This window comes from Amycolatopsis sp. NPDC057786 (assembly GCF_042797905.1).
Classification (GTDB): domain Bacteria; phylum Actinomycetota; class Actinomycetes; order Mycobacteriales; family Pseudonocardiaceae; genus Amycolatopsis.
In genome coordinates, this window is record NZ_JBHVKW010000038.1 from 26239 (window position 1) to 41809 (window position 15571).

At 69.7% G+C, this 15571-nt stretch carries 17 protein-coding genes; 9 read left to right on the forward strand and 8 right to left on the reverse strand.

Translation table 11 applies throughout. The annotated features are described in order from the left end of the window. Nucleotides 1-14 precede the first annotated feature (14 nt). The 6 genes from ACFVM3_RS20645 to ACFVM3_RS20670 all read left to right on the forward strand — a co-directional run bounded on the left by ACFVM3_RS20645 (nt 15) and on the right by ACFVM3_RS20670 (nt 4801). The gene (locus ACFVM3_RS20645) at nt 15-1034 is read left to right on the forward strand and encodes a 2-aminoethylphosphonate ABC transporter substrate-binding protein (RefSeq protein WP_378440800.1); all 1020 of its coding nucleotides are present in this window, start codon (nt 15-17) and stop codon (nt 1032-1034) included. Then, nucleotides 1031-2092 (forward strand): ABC transporter ATP-binding protein, encoded by a 1062-nt coding sequence (locus ACFVM3_RS20650; protein ID WP_378440802.1) that lies wholly within the window; start codon nt 1031-1033, stop codon nt 2090-2092. Before ACFVM3_RS20645 ends, ACFVM3_RS20650 begins: the two co-directional genes overlap by 4 nt. Then, nucleotides 2089-2943: a 2-aminoethylphosphonate ABC transporter permease subunit gene (locus tag ACFVM3_RS20655; RefSeq protein WP_378440804.1), complete on the forward strand. Its 855-nt coding sequence runs from the start codon at nt 2089-2091 to the stop codon at nt 2941-2943. The genes ACFVM3_RS20650 and ACFVM3_RS20655 overlap by 4 nt, the downstream gene beginning before the upstream one ends. Beyond that, a complete protein-coding gene (locus tag ACFVM3_RS20660; protein WP_378440806.1) occupies nt 2921-3718 on the forward strand; it encodes an ABC transporter permease in 798 nt (265 codons plus the stop codon). Before ACFVM3_RS20655 ends, ACFVM3_RS20660 begins: the two co-directional genes overlap by 23 nt. 35 nt (nt 3719-3753) lie before the next feature. Next, the gene (locus ACFVM3_RS20665; protein ID WP_378440807.1) at nt 3754-4230 is read left to right on the forward strand and encodes a hypothetical protein; all 477 of its coding nucleotides are present in this window, start codon (nt 3754-3756) and stop codon (nt 4228-4230) included. A gap of 163 nt (nt 4231-4393) precedes the next feature. After that, nucleotides 4394-4801 (forward strand): hypothetical protein, encoded by a 408-nt coding sequence (locus ACFVM3_RS20670; RefSeq protein ID WP_378440809.1) that lies wholly within the window; start codon nt 4394-4396, stop codon nt 4799-4801. A gap of 62 nt (nt 4802-4863) precedes the next feature. On the opposite strand, the gene ACFVM3_RS20675 is transcribed toward ACFVM3_RS20670, so the two are convergent. The 4 genes from ACFVM3_RS20675 to ACFVM3_RS20690 form a co-directional block, all read right to left on the reverse strand. Further along, nucleotides 4864-6522 carry a fumarate hydratase gene (locus ACFVM3_RS20675; protein ID WP_378440811.1) on the reverse strand — a complete coding sequence of 553 codons (1659 nt, stop codon included), beginning with the start codon at nt 6520-6522 and terminating at the stop codon, nt 4864-4866. A 515-nt stretch (nt 6523-7037) separates the two neighbouring features. Then, the gene (locus ACFVM3_RS20680; RefSeq protein ID WP_255632714.1) at nt 7038-8069 is read right to left on the reverse strand and encodes a sigma-70 family RNA polymerase sigma factor; all 1032 of its coding nucleotides are present in this window, start codon (nt 8067-8069) and stop codon (nt 7038-7040) included. A 246-nt stretch (nt 8070-8315) separates the two neighbouring features. After that, a complete protein-coding gene (dtd, locus tag ACFVM3_RS20685) occupies nt 8316-8741 on the reverse strand; it encodes a D-aminoacyl-tRNA deacylase (protein WP_378440812.1) in 426 nt (141 codons plus the stop codon). Beyond that, nucleotides 8741-10237 (reverse strand): methyltransferase, encoded by a 1497-nt coding sequence (locus tag ACFVM3_RS20690; RefSeq protein WP_378440814.1) that lies wholly within the window; start codon nt 10235-10237, stop codon nt 8741-8743. The genes dtd and ACFVM3_RS20690 overlap by 1 nt, the downstream gene beginning before the upstream one ends. A 27-nt stretch (nt 10238-10264) precedes the next feature. On the opposite strand from ACFVM3_RS20690, the gene ACFVM3_RS20695 reads away from it, so the two are divergent. Both ACFVM3_RS20695 and ACFVM3_RS20700 read left to right on the forward strand, forming a co-directional pair. Further along, nucleotides 10265-11530, forward strand: a complete 1266-nt coding sequence (locus tag ACFVM3_RS20695; RefSeq protein WP_378440816.1) for an amidohydrolase — start codon at nt 10265-10267, stop codon at nt 11528-11530. A gap of 17 nt (nt 11531-11547) precedes the next feature. Beyond that, on the forward strand, nt 11548-11901 hold the full coding sequence (locus tag ACFVM3_RS20700; RefSeq protein ID WP_378440854.1) for a DUF3099 domain-containing protein: 354 nt from the start codon (nt 11548-11550) through the stop codon (nt 11899-11901). Nucleotides 11902-11987: 86 nt separating this feature from the next. Here ACFVM3_RS20700 and ACFVM3_RS20705 read toward each other — a convergent pair whose 3' ends face one another. Genes ACFVM3_RS20705 through ACFVM3_RS20720 form a run of 4 tightly spaced genes read right to left on the reverse strand, consistent with a single transcriptional unit; the run spans nt 11988 to nt 15234 of the window. Then, nucleotides 11988-12860: a carbohydrate kinase family protein gene (locus tag ACFVM3_RS20705; RefSeq protein ID WP_378440818.1), complete on the reverse strand. Its 873-nt coding sequence runs from the start codon at nt 12858-12860 to the stop codon at nt 11988-11990. Then, on the reverse strand, nt 12857-13774 hold the full coding sequence (locus ACFVM3_RS20710; protein WP_378440820.1) for a pseudouridine-5'-phosphate glycosidase: 918 nt from the start codon (nt 13772-13774) through the stop codon (nt 12857-12859). The genes ACFVM3_RS20705 and ACFVM3_RS20710 overlap by 4 nt, the downstream gene beginning before the upstream one ends. Nucleotides 13775-13783: 9 nt before the next feature. Continuing rightward, nucleotides 13784-14428, reverse strand: a complete 645-nt coding sequence (locus tag ACFVM3_RS20715; RefSeq protein WP_378440822.1) for a hypothetical protein — start codon at nt 14426-14428, stop codon at nt 13784-13786. Then, nucleotides 14428-15234 carry a sporulation protein gene (locus tag ACFVM3_RS20720; protein WP_378440824.1) on the reverse strand — a complete coding sequence of 269 codons (807 nt, stop codon included), beginning with the start codon at nt 15232-15234 and terminating at the stop codon, nt 14428-14430. The genes ACFVM3_RS20715 and ACFVM3_RS20720 overlap by 1 nt, the downstream gene beginning before the upstream one ends. 58 nt (nt 15235-15292) lie before the next feature. Between ACFVM3_RS20720 and ACFVM3_RS20725 the strand changes: the two genes are divergently transcribed. Then, a complete protein-coding gene (locus tag ACFVM3_RS20725; RefSeq protein WP_007033595.1) occupies nt 15293-15535 on the forward strand; it encodes a DUF3039 domain-containing protein in 243 nt (80 codons plus the stop codon). Nucleotides 15536-15571: the final 36 nt, after the last annotated feature.

Below are 15571 nucleotides of genomic sequence, written 5' to 3' on the forward strand. Positions count from 1 at the left end.
GGAGCTTTGACGACATGAAGAAATTCGCGGCCGCCGCCCTCGCCGGGCTGCTCTCCCTCACCCTGGCCGCCTGTGGCGGAACCGCAGGCGGAGCGTCCGGCGACCAGACCGTCACGCTGTACACAGTGGACGGTCTCGAAGACTGGTACGCCCAGCGCTTCGAGGAGTTCAAGGCCAAGACCGGGATCACCGTCCAGGCGGTGACCGCCGGATCGGGCGAGGTCGCCTCGCGGGTGGAGAAGGAGAAGGCCAACACCCAGGCCGACATCCTGGTCACGCTCCCGCCGTTCATCCAGCGCGCCGCGTCGCAGGGCCTGCTCGCCCCCACGGCCCCCGCCGGGACCGACCAGGTCGCCGCCGGGCAGAAGGACGGCCAGGGCCGCTACTTCGCGATCATGAACAACTACCTCAGCTTCATCCGCAACCCGCAGGTCTCGCCCAAGACCTGGGACGACCTCCTGTCCCCGTCGCTCAAGGGCAAGCTCCAGTACTCGACCCCCGGCGAGGCGGGCGACGGCACCGCGGTCCTGCTACAACTCCAGCACGTCCTCGGCGACCAGGGCGCGCTCGACTACCTCGCGAAACTCGAAGCCAACAACGTCGGCCCGTCGTCCTCCACCGGCAAGCTGCAGCCGAAGGTGGCCAAGGCCGAGATCCTGGTGGCCAACGGCGACGTCCAGATGAACCTCGCCGCGATCGAGAAGAGCGGTGGCTTCGAGGTCTTCTTCCCGGCCGACGCGCAGGGCAAGCGCTCCACCCTCGCCCTCCCGTACTACGCGGGCCTGGTGAACAACGCGCCGCACGCCGAGAACGCCAAGAAGTTCCTGGACTTCCTGCTCTCCGCCGAGGTGCAGGGCAAGGTCGTCGACGCCTTCGGCGCCCCGTCGCGGACCGACGTCACGCCGTCCGGTCCGCGCGCGGACAAGGTGAAGGCCGCCCTCGACGGCGTCGAGATCTGGCAGCCGGACTGGGACGCCGTCCTCGCGAAGCTCGACGCCGACCTCGCCGCGTACAAGAAGGCCGTGGGCCGATGACCCCGGCGGTCGAATTCCGCGGGGTCTCCGTCCGCTTCGGCCGGACGACCGCCCTCTCGCCACTGGATCTCACCGTGGCGAGAGGGGAGACGCTGGCGATGCTCGGGCCGTCCGGATCCGGCAAGTCGACGGCCTTGAAGGCGCTCGCGGGTTTCGTCGTGCCGAGTACCGGCCGGGTCCTGCTCGACGGCGAGGACGTCACCGAGCTGCCGCCGCACCGCCGCGGTCTCGGCGTCGTCGTGCAGAGCTACGCGCTGTTCCCGCACATGCGCGTCGAGGCGAACGTCGCTTTCGGCCTCAAGGCACGGAAAACGCCTCGGACCGAGACGGCGAGCCGGGTCGCCGAGGCGCTGGAGCTGGTCGGGATGGGCGAGTACGCCCGTCGCTACCCGCGTGAGCTTTCGGGCGGGCAGCAACAGCGCGTCGCCCTCGCGCGGGCGCTGGCGATCCGGCCACGGGTACTGCTGCTCGACGAACCACTGTCCGCTTTGGACGCCGCCCTGCGCGAGGACATGGTCGCCGAACTCCTGCGGCTGCGGGCCGAACTCCCTGATACCACGCTGATCTACGTCACCCACGACCAGGGTGAAGCGCTGGCGCTGGCGGACCGGATCGCCGTCATGCGCGACTCGAAGCTGGTCGAACTCGGCCCGAGCCGCGAGCTGTACCAGCGGCCCTCGACGGAGTTCACCGCGAGCTTCCTCGGCGCGTCCAACCTCATCCCGGTCGAGCTGATCCACCCCGACGGCACCAGGGTCCGGCTCGGCGACCGCGAACTGGCCGCGGATCCGGCGGGCACGATCCGGGCCGGGCAGCCGGTCGCCCTCGGCGTCCGGCCGCACCGGGTCGGGATCACCGAGGCGGACGCCCCCGGAACGCTGCCCGCGGTGCTGCGCGGTGTCCAGTGGCGCGGTACGGGCTTCCGGCTCGACCTCGAACTCGCGCACACCGGTGGCGAGGTCCGGGCCGAAGTGCCGGACATCGCGGGACTTCCGAGTGTGGGGGAGCGGGTCGGAGTGTCCATTCCGGACGGTTGCCCGCTGGTGGGTGTCGGATGACCGGCCTCGCACTGGCCGCGACGGCGGCACCGGCGCGGCGCCGGGAGAAACAGCCCGGACGTGGCTGGCTCTTGCTGCCCCCGGTGCTCGTGCTGCTCGGCTTTTTCGGCTATCCGCTCGTGCTGGTCGTTCTCCAATCACTGGAGTCGAAAACCGGCGAGGTCGGCCTTTCGGTGTGGCTGGACGTCCTTGGCTCGGCGGAATTCCGGGACACGGCCTGGAAGACCGTCGCGCTCGCGCTCGGTGCGACCGCTGGTTGTGTGGTGCTGGGGACGTTCCTCGCGCTGGTGATCGCCTTCGTACCGTTCCCCGGGGCGCGGACGCTTTCGCGGCTGGTGGACACCGTGCTCGCGTTCCCGTCGTTCCTCATCGCGCTCGCGTTCACCTTCATCTACGGCAGCGCCGGGATCCTGGGCGCGGGCGGATTCCTGTACTCGCCGTTCGGGATCCTGCTGGCGGAGATCACCTTCTACACGCCGTTCGTGATGCGGCCGGCGCTCGCCGCGTTCGGCCAGGTCTCGTCGGCGCAGATGGAGGTCGCGGCCAGCCTCGGCGCGAAACCCGGCCGCGTGCTGCGCCAGGTCATCCTGCCGGAAGCCTTGCCGTCACTGGCTTCCGGCGCCTGCCTGACCATGCTGCTGGCGATGAACGAGTTCGGCATCGTGCTGTTCCTCGGCGCGAAGGACGTCACGACGCTGCCGATGCTGGTCTACGGCAAGGGAATCGTCACCTTCGACTTCCCGCAGGCCTGTGTCATCGCGGTGGTCAACGTGGTCTTCTCCCTCGCCCTGTACGGAACCTACCGGCGACTGACGAAGGGAGGCCGTCGTGCTGCTGTGGACCAGGCGTAGCCGCGTCCTGCTGTGGGCGGTGTTCGCCGTACTGTTCACCGCGATCGTGCTGGCGCCGCTGCTGATGATCGCGCTGGCGTCGGTCGCCGGGACGTGGACCGACCTGCTGCCGGGTGCGCTCACCGGCTCGCATTTCGCGCAGGCGCTGTCCGGGGAGACTTTCGCGAGCCTTTCGGTGAGCATTCAGACCGGTGTCATCGCGTCGGCGGTCTCGGTGCTGTTGGGGACGTGGGCCGCGCTCGCCGCGCAGTCCGCGCCGTCCAAGCTGCGGAAGGCGGTCGACACCCTGTTCCACCTGCCGATCGCCGTGCCGTCGGTGGTGCTGGGGCTCGCGCTGCTGGTCGCGTTCAGCCGTCCGCCGCTCGCCTTCAACGGCACGCGCTGGATCGTGCTGCTGGGCCACGTGATGATCCTGCTGCCGTTCTCCTACAGCACGGTCTCCGCCGCGATCGCGCGGATGGACCCGCTGCTGGCGCAGGCGGCGGCGAGCCTCGGCGCTTCGCCGGTCCGGGTGCTGCTGCGGGTGCGGCTGCCGGTCCTGCTGCCGTCGATCTCGGCGTCGGCGAGTCTCGCGCTGGCGATGTCGATGGGTGAACTGGGCGCGACGATGATGCTGTACCCACCGGACTGGCGCACGCTGCCCGCGAGCATCTTCGCGCTCACGGACCGGGGACAGGTGTTCCTGGCGTCGGCGAGCACGGTGCTGCTGCTGGCCGTCACGCTCGCCGGGGTGGTGATCCTCGGGCTGGCGCGCGGCCGCGCCGCCCAGCGTTGATGCAACCGTTCGCCGCTTGGTTCCGTCCTGAAACCATGATGAACGCAGCGAAGACGCTGGGCGCGGGGCTCGTGCTCGTCGCGACGGCGGCCTGCGGCGCGGGCGGCCCCGGAGCACCGGCGAACACGAGTACCCCTCCGGTCGTCACCACCCCTTCGGATCTGCCCACCTCGCTCCCGGCGAGCCCTCCTGCCGCGAAACCGCCGATGTCACGGCCGACCGTCGGCCCGCCGCCCCCGGACAAGATGCTGCCGCCGTCCCAGGTCGACGCCAAGGTGCCAGCCCAGGTCAGCGCCGAGACCGGCGGCTTGAACGTGCACATCGAACTGAGCGGCTGCGACGAGGCGAAGGCGGATCTCGCCGAGGAGAACGCGCGGCGGGTCGTGGTCAAGGTGAAGATCGACCACGGACAGCCTGGGCAGATGTGCCCGCAGGTCATCCGCTACGCCGTCCTGCCGGTGAAACTCGCCGAGCCGCTCGGGACGCGGACCGTGGTCCTGGAAGCGGGTTGAGATCGTGTGCAACCCCACCGCGGTTTCGTTCCGTCCTAGGCACATGAGGTACTTAACGAATGTCATCGGCCTTGGCCTGATCGTCGTTGCGGTATCCGCTTGCGGGGCGCAGAACCAGGCAGCGGAACCCGCGGCCGGACCCGGGAGCGGCACCCTGAGTACCGTGCCGCCGTCCCCGACCGCACCGCCGACCATGCCGTCCTCGTCCCCGACGCCCGCGCCGGGAAGCCAGCCCGGTGTGCCGGGCGCGCCTCGGCAGGAGGTTCCGGAAGGCAGCACCAAGCTGCCGGACAAGCAGCTCGACGCGTCGGCGCTGCCCGCGGACTACCCGCGTGAGGTGTACACCAGCAACGGCGGGACGATCCTGAACATCCGCGGCCAGGAAGGCGGCTGCGGGCACGCGACGGCGGAGGCCGCGCAGCAGGACGGGACCAGGGTCACCGTCAACCTGACCGAACTGAAGGGCCAGACCGGCCAGATGTGCACGATGGACATCCGGCATCCGGTGATCTCGGTGGCGCTGGCGGCGCCGCTGGGGGAGCGGACCGTGGTCCTCAAGCAGATGCGATAACGCCTACGCGCGCCATGAAAGGTCCTTTCCTTGCGAAATTTGCAAGGAAAGGACCTTTCCTCTCACCGGAAGCTGATCTGCAGCACCGGTTCCGACGTGGCCTCGAAGAAGTCGTTGCCCTTGTCGTCGATGACGATGAATGCGGGGAAGTCCTCGACCTCGATCTTCCAGACCGCTTCCATCCCCAGCTCGGCGTACTCGAGGACGTCGACCTTCTTGATGCAATCCTGCGCGAGCCGCGCGGCCGGGCCGCCGATCGAGCCGAGGTAGAACCCGCCGTGCTCGTTGCACGCGGCGGTCACCTTCTTGGACCGGTTGCCCTTCGCCAGCATCACCAGCGAGCCGCCGGCGGCCTGGAACTGCTCGACGTAGGAGTCCATGCGGCCCGCGGTGGTCGGCCCGAACGAGCCCGAAGCGTAACCCTCGGGCGTCTTCGCCGGTCCCGCGTAGTACACGGGGTGGTCGCGAAGGTACTGAGGCATCTCTTCGCCCGCGTCGAGCCGCTCGGCGATCTTCGCGTGCGCGATGTCGCGGGCGACGACGAGCGGACCGGTCAGCGACAGGCGGGTCTTGACCGGCAGCTGCGAGAGCTGCGCGCGGATCTCGGCCATCGGCCGGTTCAGGTCGACGGTCACCACCTCGTCGGACAGGTCGTCCTCGGTGACGTCCGGCAGGAACCGCGCCGGGTCGCGTTCGAGCTGCTCCAGGAAGACGCCGTCGGCGGTGATCTTCGCCTTCGCCTGACGGTCGGCCGAGCACGAGACGGCGACACCGACCGGGCAGGAGGCGCCGTGGCGCGGCAGGCGGATCACCCGGACGTCGTGGCAGAAGTACTTTCCGCCGAACTGCGCGCCGATCCCGAACTGGCGCGTCATCTCCAGCACCTGCTGTTCGAGGTCGACGTCGCGGAAACCGTGACCCAGCTCGGAACCCTCGGTGGGCAGGTCGTCGAGATAGCGGGCGGAGGCCAGCTTCGCGACCTTCAGGTTGAACTCCGCCGACGTGCCGCCGACGACGATCGCGAGGTGGTACGGCGGGCAGGCCGCGGTGCCGAGGCTGCGCAGCTTCTCGTCGAGGAACTTCGCGAGCCGCTTCGGGTTCAGGACGGCTTTCGTCTCCTGATAGAGGAACGTCTTGTTCGCGCTGCCGCCGCCCTTGGCCATGAACAGGAATTCATAGCTCGGGTCGCCCTGTCCATCTTTGTGATAGAGCTCGATCTGAGCGGGCAAGTTGGTGCCCGTATTGCGCTCATCCCAGAAATTCACCGGCGCCATCTGCGAATAGCGCAGATTCAACTCCTGATAGGCGTCGAAAATACCGCGCGACAGCGCACGCTCGTCGTCGGCGCCGGTGAGCACGCCCTCGCCGCGTTTGCCGATCACGATCGCGGTGCCGGTGTCCTGGCACATCGGGAGGACGCCGCCGGCGGAGATCGCGGCGTTGCGCAGCAGGTCCATCGCGACGAAACGGTCGTTGCCGCTGGCCTCGGGGTCGTCGACGATCGCGCGCAGCTGCGCCAGGTGTGACGAGCGCAACAGATGCTGGATGTCGGTGATCGCGGTCTTGGCGAGTTTGGTCAGCGCCTCGGGCTCGACCTTGAGGAACTTCCGGCCCGCGGCTTCGACGACCTCGACACCTTCGGTGCCGATCAGCCGGTACTCGGTGTGGGTGTCCTTCGCGAGGGGAAGGACTTCGGTGTACTGGAACGTGGTGGGCGCCACTGCGCGGGCTCCTTTGCCGGCATCGGGAACCCGCTCACGGTACCCAAGCCCGGCCATGGCGTCCGCGAGGCCATGGCTGACGTAACCGGCGCCACTGCCGGTGGGCTCCGGTGCCGGGCCTCGTGAGTGGTAAGGACGGTTAGAACCCCATCCTTACCACTCACGAGCCACGGGACCGAGTGCAATTCCCGCGCTGCAATTTGTCGCCGCGCCGGACAAAGAGTTCGGGAGGCCGGGCCCACCCCGACGGACCCGACCTCCCGGGGAAAGCGATCCGGGCGCGAACGCCCGACCGCGAAGACTTATTGCCTGCTCGACGGTCTCGTGACCCAGGTCATAAGTCAACGCTGCCGAACGGGTGTTGCTTTTTCCGCGCCGAAAGGTGCTCTGTCTGTTGGAGAACCCGCGATCGGCGTCGGCAGGGCGCTGCCTCGTCGTCCACCTCGTGATGGGGAAGAGGGCGCCCTGCCACTTCGGCCGAGTACGTCTTCAGTTCCGCCGAACGCTCTGTGGCATCACGAAGCGTAGGCGCGCAGGCGGTCCGCCCGCTCACCCTGACGCAGCTTCGACATGACCTCTCGCTCGATCTGCCGGACGCGCTCACGGGAGAGCCCGAAGTGCTTGCCGATCTGGTCGAGCGTGCGCGGCTGGCCGTCGTCGAGGCCGTAGCGCAGGCGGATCACCTGGGATTCGCGGTCGTCCAGCGTCGCGAGCACGCGGCGCAGGTCGTCCTGGAGCAGACCGGAGATCACGGCGCTCTCGGCGTCGGTCGCCTCGGAGTCCTCGATGAAGTCACCGAGCGGGGCGTCCTCCTCGGTGCCGACCGGCATGTCCAGGCTCACCGGGTCACGCGAGTGGTCGAGCAGGTCGGAGATCTTGTGCGCCGGGATACCCGATTCGGCGGCCAGCTCCTCGTGGGTGGCGTCCCGGCCGAGCTGCTGGTGCAGGTCACGCTTGATGCGGGCCAGCTTGTTCACCTGTTCCACCAGGTGGACCGGCAGCCGGATGGTGCGTCCCTGGTCGGCCATTCCCCTGGTGATGGCCTGGCGGATCCACCAGGTGGCGTACGTCGAGAACTTGAACCCCTTGGAGTAGTCGAACTTCTCCACCGCGCGGATGAGACCCAGGTTCCCCTCCTGGATCAGGTCGAGCAGCGGCATCCCCCGGCCGGTGTACCGCTTCGCGAGCGAGACCACGAGGCGGAGGTTGGCCTCCAGCAGGTGGTTCTTCGCGACGTGGCCGTCACGCACGAGGGCGGACATCTCCGAACGCCGCTTCGGCGTGAGGCCCTCGGCGGTGTCGAGCATGTGCTGGGCGAACACGCCCGCTTCGATGCGCTTGGCCAGCTCGACCTCGTCGGCGGCGGACAGCAGCGCCGTCTTGCCGATTCCGTTGAGGTACACGCGAACGAGGTCCGCGGCCGGGCTCTGGGCGTCGAGGTCGGCGTCGGTGAGCGCCCCCGTGCTCACCGGCTCCTGGGTGGATTGCGCCGGGATACGGCGCTCGCGAATCCCGCGCGCTTCGCGTTCGAGAGTCTGGACTGACATTCTGCCTCCCCGGTCACGGGCTGAACGTGCTGCGGTTGTCCGCCGGGTCCGTCTCGGCGTAGCAGGCCCTGTGGAAAACCGGCTACTCCTCCTCGGCCCAGCTTGGCTGGACACTTGGCTCAACGCCGGGAGGTCCGAAAACGTTCCCGGCCGCTACAGAGGAGACGGGCGGCTGACCTGGGGCGTTGCTCCACCAACCCTGAGCTTTTCCTGAGAATGCCCGTGCCGGGGAGAAGGAAACGTGGTCTAGACCTCTAGGAGGAGGGTGAACGGACCGTCGTTCACGCTCCGGACCGCCATCATGGCCCCGAAGCGGCCGGTTTCGACCCGTGCGCCGCGTTCGCGCAGCGCGTCGACGACGGCCGTCACGAGGGGTTCGGCGACCTCGGGCCGGGCGGCCGCCGTCCAGGACGGACGGCGGCCTTTGCGGGTGTCGCCGTAAAGAGTGAACTGGCTTACGACGAGCAGGGGAGCGCCGGTGGTGGCGCAGGACTCCTCGTCGCGAAGTATGCGAGCTTCGTGCAGTTTGCGGGCCATCGTCGCCACCTTCGACTGATGGTCGTCGACGTGGATTCCCAGCAGCACCAGCAAACCCGGCTCGTCGATGGCGCCGGTCACCTCGTCTCCGACGGTCACGCTCGCTTCCGTGACCCTCGCCACCACCGCCCGCATCAGACGGCGGGGAGGAGCATGCCGTGCCGGACCAGTTCCCGGACGACGGGCAGCGCGGCTTCGGCCAGCTCCTCCGGTTCGAGCCCCTGAGCGGCCGCCAGGAGCACGATGAGGTCCTCCAGGGGAAGCGCGCCCTGACAGCCCGCGAGCAGCCGTGTCGCGAGTTCGTCCACTTCGTGCGACCACCCGGGGCCGTCGGTGCGGTGCAGCCGCTGGACGGTGGTGGCCCAGCCCTCCTCGCCCGGCTCGGCGACGCTCTCCAGAAGCACGGTTTCCGGCACGCGGAAACGGATATCGAGGAGCGAATCACCGTTGGCGCGAAGCCATTCCACCCGGTCCAGCCAGTTCGCGGCCTCGGCGCCCAGCGGATCGTCGTACGCCTGGCGAAGGTCTTCGCACACGATCGTCGGAGTCGCGCCGTCCGCCCGCCGAAGGGTGACGAAACCGAACCCGATCCCCTGGACGTCGTTTTCGTCGAACCAGTCGAGCCACGCCCCGGATTTCGCGCGGCCTTCGGGGGAACGAGGGTCGATACCCGCGTCCCGCAGCCACGTGCCGACGTACAGGCCCGGGTCCGCGATGTCCCGCTGGACGAACCACGCGTCGGTCTCGGCGGGCAGCCAGCGGGTCACCCGATCGCCCCAGTCCTCGCCCTTCACGTGCAGCCAGGACGCGAGGAGCTGACCGGTGCCGCCGTCGTTGAGGAACCCTGGCAGCTGCCGCACCACGAGCGCGCTGGCGTCGTCACCCGCGAGACCGGAGTCGCGGTAGGTGTAGTCGACCCGCGGCGGGCCGACCACGAACGGCGGATTGCACACGATCTGGTCGAACCGGCGCCGCGCGACCGGCGCGAACCATTCGCCCCGGACGAGTTCGACGTCCAGTTCGTTGAGCCGGAACGTCGCCGCGGCCAGCGCCAGCGCGCGGGCCGAGACGTCGGTCGCGGTGACCTTCTTCGCGTGCCGTGTGGCGTGCAGCGCCTGGACACCGTTTCCGGTGCCGACGTCGAGCAGGCTGCCGACCTCGCGGCGGCTGGTGGCCCGGATCAGGCTGAGCGAGGCGTGCCCGACACCGAGCACGTGATCCTCGGGCACGGTCTGGCCGAGGACGTCGGCGTCGAGATCCGAAACGACCCACCACGAACCCTCGTCGTCGCCGTGCGGGCGGACGTCGAGACCGGCCCGGTAGCCGTCGGCGGCGGGCACGAGCAGCGTGGCGGCGACCGCGTCATCGACCGAGAGTGGCGCGAAAGCCGCCTCGACGTCCTTCTCCGGTTCGGTCGATCCCAGCAGGAACAGCCGGATCAGCGTGCCGAGCTCGCCCGCGTCGCGGGTCGCGCGGTAGGCGAGTTCCGGTTCGCCGCGGCCGAGGGCGGCGTGCGCGGAGCCGAGGGCGCCGACCACGCCGTCGGTGTCGTACCCCGTCCGGCGGAAGGCGTCCCGCAGCCTCGCGCAGACGTCGTCGGACAGGTCGGGGAGGGCCGCTCGTGTGCTCACGGTGGGTAATACTGCCAGGATTGCGTCGTGAGCCTTGAGAGTGTCCTGGCACCGCTGCAGGCGGCGCTGCCCGGATTGGAAGACCTGTACACCGACCTCCACCGGCATCCGGAGCTGTCGTTCGCCGAAACCCGTACCGCCGCCGAGCTGGCGAAACGTCTGGAGGCCGACGGTTACGAGGTGCACACCGGCATCGGGCGCACCGGCGTGCTGGGCGTGCTGCGCAACGGGCCGGGCCCGAAGGTGATGCTGCGCGCCGACATCGACGCGCTACCGGTCGAGGAGAAGACCGGCCTGCCATACGCGAGCACGGCGCGCGGTGTCGACGCCGAGGGCCGCGATGTCCCGGTGATGCACGCCTGCGGCCACGACATGCACGCCACCTGGCTCTCCGGCGCGGCCTCGCTGCTCGCGGCCGGACGCGAGCACTGGTCCGGCACGCTGATGGTCGTGTTCCAGCCGGGGGAGGAGGCGGGTGACGGCGCCGTCGGCATGGTCCGCGACGGGGTCTTCGGGCCCGCCGGCAAACCCGACGTCGTGCTCGGCCAGCACGTCGTGCCCGGTCCGGCGGGCTGGGTGCTGACCAGGCCGGGCGTGATCATGGCGGCCACCGACGCGCTCCGCATCACCCTGCACGGCCGCGGCGGGCACGGCTCGCGCCCCGAGACGACGGTGGATCCCGCGGTGCTCGCCGCGTCCGTGGTGCTCAAGCTCCAGACCATCGTGTCGCGGGAGATCTCGGCGACCGAGTCGGCCGTGGTGACCGTCGGGTCGATGCACGTCGGCACGGCGCACAACATCATCGCCGACCACGCCGTCCTCGAGGTCAACATCCGGTCGTTCGACCAGGCAGTGCGGGAGAAGGTCGTCGCGGCGGTCGAGCGGATCGTCCAGGGCGAGGCGGCCACCGCGGGCGCGCCGAAACCGCCGGAGATCGAGCGGATCGGCGCGTTCCCGGTCACCGAGAACGACGACGCGGCCACCGAGGGGCTCACCGCCGCCTTCCGCGACCACTTCGGCGAGAGCCGGGTGATGCCCGCGCCGCTGGTCACCGGCAGTGAGGACTTCAGCGAGTTCGGCCGCGCGGCAGGCGTTCCCTCGGTGTTCTGGCTGGTCGGCGGCCTGGACGAGGGCAAGGTGATCGCCGCGATGACCGCCGGGCGCTTCGAACAGGACATCCCGTCGAACCATTCGCCGCTCTTCGCGCCCGTCCCGCATCCGACGCTTTCGGCGGGCGTCGAGACGCTCGTGGTCGCGGCTCTGCACCGGCTCACCCACCCGGGTGTCGGATGAGCCGGGCGAGTGGGAGCATGGAAGCCGGAGGTGGTGCTGTGAACGCGCCCGCCCAAGGTCCCGAACCGAGGGAACCCGCTCCGGTGCTGATCACCGAAGCCGCCCCGTCCTACGAAGACCAGCTGGCCAAGCGGAAGCGGAAGTACATCATCATGATGTCGTTCCGCATCCCGTGTCTCATCCTCGCCGGGATCTTCTACCAGACGTGGTGGCTGGCGCTGGCACTGATCGCGATCTCGATCCCGCTGCCCTGGGTCGCCGTCCTGATCGCCAACGACCGGCCACCGCGCAAGAGCGAGAAGGTCAACCGCTACCAGGCCGAACCGACCCGCATCGAAAGCGGGGGTCATCAGGTCATCGACGGCGGCTGACGCGTTTCGCGCGTGCTATGAAAGGTCCTTTCCTTGCAAAATTTGCAAGGAAAGGACCTTTCATAGCGTTTGAGGGGCGGCTACGGCTACGGCTGCGGCCCGACCTTCGACACGGCGCGGGCACCCAGCCGCGTCCCGGCCCGGAGCACCTCCACGGTGGACTCGCCGCGCAGCCACGCCGCGAGCACACCGGCGTCGAACGCGTCGCCGGCACCGGTGGAGTCGACGCACTCCGCGGGCTGCGATGGCACCGAGGTGATGGTGCCGCTCGCGTCCACCCAGCTGGCGCCGTCGAGACCGGCGGTGACCACGACCTCGCCGACGTAGTCCAGCAGCTCCTTCGCCGCCTCGGGATCGCTCGACCCGGTCAGCGCGACCAGTTCGCTGGTGTTCGGCATCAGCAGGTCGACGCCGCGCACGTCGTCGAGGAAGGCCGCGGGATCGGTGATCAGCGTCGCCGCCTGCGGGTCCACCGACGTCGTCAGCCCGGCCTTCTTCGCCGCCGCCAGCGACGCGAGCGCGGCTGGCCGTGACGACGGGTACAGCAGGACGTAACCCGAGAGGTGCAGGTGGCTCGCCCCGCTCAGCGCCGCCTCGGTGACGTCCTCGGGGCTGAACTTCGCGTTCGCGGCGCGGTCGGCGAGCATGCTCCGCTCGCCGGCGCCGTCGACGAGCACCACGACGCAGAACGTCGGTTCCTCGGGGTCCACCGCGAACTCGCAGCGGACGCCCGCCGCCTCCAGTTCGCTCTGCACCATGCGGCCGCCGGAATCGTCCCCGATCCGCGCGACGAGCGTGGTCTCCGCGCCCTCGTCCCGCAGCCACAGCGCGGTGTTCGCGCCCGCGCCGCCGCTGGTGAAGTGGACCTTCGCGCGGATGTCGCCGCCGTGCGGGATGGGTCCTTCGTGCCGCGCGACCACGTCGAGGCCGACATCGCCGACGACGACGATGCCGCTCACGCCGCGTTCCCGGCGAGCGCGACGGCCACTTCGGTGGCCAGTTCCGCGTTGGACAGCACCAGCGCCTCGTTCGCGTCCAGGCTCACGCCTCCGCTGGCGGTGTGGAAGTGCTCCAGCAGCACGGGGGTGACGTCCTTGCCATGCACCCCTCGCGACTTGAGGAGTTCCAGCCCTTCGGCGAGCAGCCAGTCGTGCAGCTCCTTGTCCATTTCGGACGCTTCGGGAATCGGATTCGCCAGCAGGACACCGGAATTCGCGTGTGCCCGGTGGGCGGCGATGACCGAGGCGGCCTGCGCTGCGTCGTCGACCCGCCACGGCACCTCGAAACCGGACGAGCGGAGGTAGAACGCGGGGAACTCGCCGGTGCGGTAACCCAGCACCGGTACGGAGTTGGTCTCCAGCACTTCGAGGGTCGCGGCGATGTCGAGCACCGACTTCACCCCGGAGCAGACGACCGTGGTCGGCACCTTCGCGAGCACGCCGAGATCCGCCGAGACGTCCCAGCTCTGCGCCGCGCCCTTGTGCACGCCGCCCAGCCCGCCGGTGGCGAACATGCCGATCCCGGCGGCGGCGGCCAGCGCCGCGGTGCTGGCGACCGTCGTCGCCCCGGAGCGGCCGAGGCCGATGGCCGGGCCGATGTCGCGCAGGGAGAGCTTGTCCAGGTCGGCGCCGGGCGCGCAGACGCGTTCCAGCTGCTCGGCGGTGAGGCCGATCAAGGGGACGCCGTCGAGGACGGCGATGGTCGCGGGGACGGCACCGCCGTCGCGCACGACCTTCTCCAGCCGCCGGGCGACGTCGAGGTTGCGGCCGGGCGGGAGACCATGGGAGAGGATGGTGCTCTCCAGCGCGACGACGGGGTCACCGCCGGCGAGGGCGGAGGCGACCTCTTCGTGAAGGGACAGTTGCGGAGTCACGAACGAACATCATCGGTGATGTGGGTCCGCGTCACGCCATCGGGTCAGTTCGTTCGCGAGGTTCCCGCGTGCCTTGGCCTCCCAGCGTGCCCGCGCGATGTCGCTGCGATACAGCCGCGGCCTGGCCAGCAGGTTCTCCAGCACGGCCGCGCGTCCCGCCCGCCAGTCCTCGTCGGAGTAGACCGAGTACTCCGCCCGGACACCGTTCGCGTACTCCTCGTAACGCTCCGGTGTGGCGCCGAGGATCGCGAGGTCGGCGTCGAGCAGCGCCGTGGCGAGGAGGTCGTTGTCCGGGGCGGCGTGATGGATCGTGCTCAGTACCAGCTCTCCGGCGCGCTCGACATCCGCCACGGGGACGCCGGCGTTGGTGAGTTCGTCCCGTGTCCAGGCCGCGCTCGCCCGTTCGTCCTCGCCGGGACGGGCGTCGTACACGACGTCGTGCGTCCAGGCGGCGACGGCGACGAGCGCTCGCTCGCGGGAGCTCAAGCCGAAGGCGACCGCCAGGTCGCCGCTGTCGTGGGCGACGGCCGTGGCGTGCCGGAGATCGTGGTAGCGGCGATGCGGTTCGGCGTAGCGGGTCTGGAGGTCGTCCCACGCGACGGCGGCGATCCGGTGATCGCCGCCGAGCCGGGTGATCGCGGTGGGCCACTCCATCAGTCGAAGATCCCGCGCGCCTTGGCCACCTCGTGCAGCCACCCTTCGAGCTGCGGCTCCCACTTGACCCGCTCCAGCGCGGCGTGGTCGACCTTGAACAGGCCGAGGAACTCCTGGCCGCGTCCGCCGAACCCGCCGCTCTTGGACACCCGGACCCGTTTGGTCACCTCCAGCACGACTTGTGTCTCCGACGGCGAGGACAGGAACGTCACCGCCACGGAGGTGAAGACGGGCGCGAACCGCGGCGATGGGGTGAAGCGGATCTCCTGGAAGAACGGGAGCTGCTGGACGGCGCCGTTGATCCGGCCGCGTTCCAGCACGGCCTCGCGGAAGACGAAGCCGATCCGGCTGAAGGCGTCCAAGATCCGTTTCTGCGCGGGCAGCGGCTCGATCGCGGCGCCGTCGACGTCGACCGGGTCGGTCACGGAGTTGGCGATGTCGAGGCAGGTCTGGAGGCCGACGGCCATCCCGTTCAGTGGCTTGCCGAAGACGCTGGAGATCGGCGTCTCCCAGGGCAGGGCCACCTCGAACGGGATGCGGACCTGCTGTCCCGGCCCGATCCGCTCGTTGCCCGCCAGCTGCTGGGTGCCGAATTCGAGGTCCTCGACGCCGGGGCGGCGTTCGTCCGGGAGGGTGACCCTGGCGAGCAGTTTCACCGAGAGGCCGTTGATCTCTTGATCGACTTCGCCGCCGAGCAGCAGGACCTCGCCGCGCAACGGGCGGCCGGGGGAGACAGTGCGGTCGAGCAGCCGGGCGTCGATCTTCGCCCCGCCCGAGCCGAATGTCGCGAGCACCTTCTGGAACATGGGCGAGATCCTGCCAGGTCGTCGGTGTGCGCAGGAGGATTTGGGGCACAATGGAGGGGTGAGTACACAGACCCTTCCGAAGCCGGATACCCGTCCCGAGGGCACCGACGGCACCGACGACGATTCGCCGAAGATGTTCCACTACGTGCGCAAGAACAAGATCGCCGAAAGCGCGGTCATGGGCACGCACGTGGTGGCGCTGTGCGGTGAGGTCTTCCCGGTGACGAAGTCGGCGAAGCCCGGTTCGCCGGTCTGCCCGGACTGCAAGAAGATCTACGACGGCCTCAAGCCGGGCGACTGACACCTGGCCGTCCGGTGTCCGAAACCGGACAAAATC

What these genes read in the sequence shown, in the direction of transcription:
- ACFVM3_RS20720 (WP_378440824.1), bottom strand. Translation starts at nt 15,234, where the DNA reads ATGTTCCAGAAGGTGCTCGCGACATTCGGCTCGGGCGGGGCGAAGATC.
- ACFVM3_RS20655 (WP_378440804.1), top strand. Translation starts at nt 2,089, where the DNA reads ATGACCGGCCTCGCACTGGCCGCGACGGCGGCACCGGCGCGGCGCCGG.
- ACFVM3_RS20715 (WP_378440822.1), bottom strand. Translation starts at nt 14,428, where the DNA reads ATGGAGTGGCCCACCGCGATCACCCGGCTCGGCGGCGATCACCGGATC.
- ACFVM3_RS20665 (WP_378440807.1), top strand. Translation starts at nt 3,754, where the DNA reads ATGATGAACGCAGCGAAGACGCTGGGCGCGGGGCTCGTGCTCGTCGCG.
- dtd (WP_378440812.1), bottom strand. Translation starts at nt 8,741, where the DNA reads ATGCGGGCGGTGGTGGCGAGGGTCACGGAAGCGAGCGTGACCGTCGGA.
- ACFVM3_RS20680 (WP_255632714.1), bottom strand. Translation starts at nt 8,069, where the DNA reads ATGTCAGTCCAGACTCTCGAACGCGAAGCGCGCGGGATTCGCGAGCGC.
- ACFVM3_RS20650 (WP_378440802.1), top strand. Translation starts at nt 1,031, where the DNA reads ATGACCCCGGCGGTCGAATTCCGCGGGGTCTCCGTCCGCTTCGGCCGG.
- ACFVM3_RS20700 (WP_378440854.1), top strand. Translation starts at nt 11,548, where the DNA reads ATGGAAGCCGGAGGTGGTGCTGTGAACGCGCCCGCCCAAGGTCCCGAA.
- ACFVM3_RS20645 (WP_378440800.1), top strand. Translation starts at nt 15, where the DNA reads ATGAAGAAATTCGCGGCCGCCGCCCTCGCCGGGCTGCTCTCCCTCACC.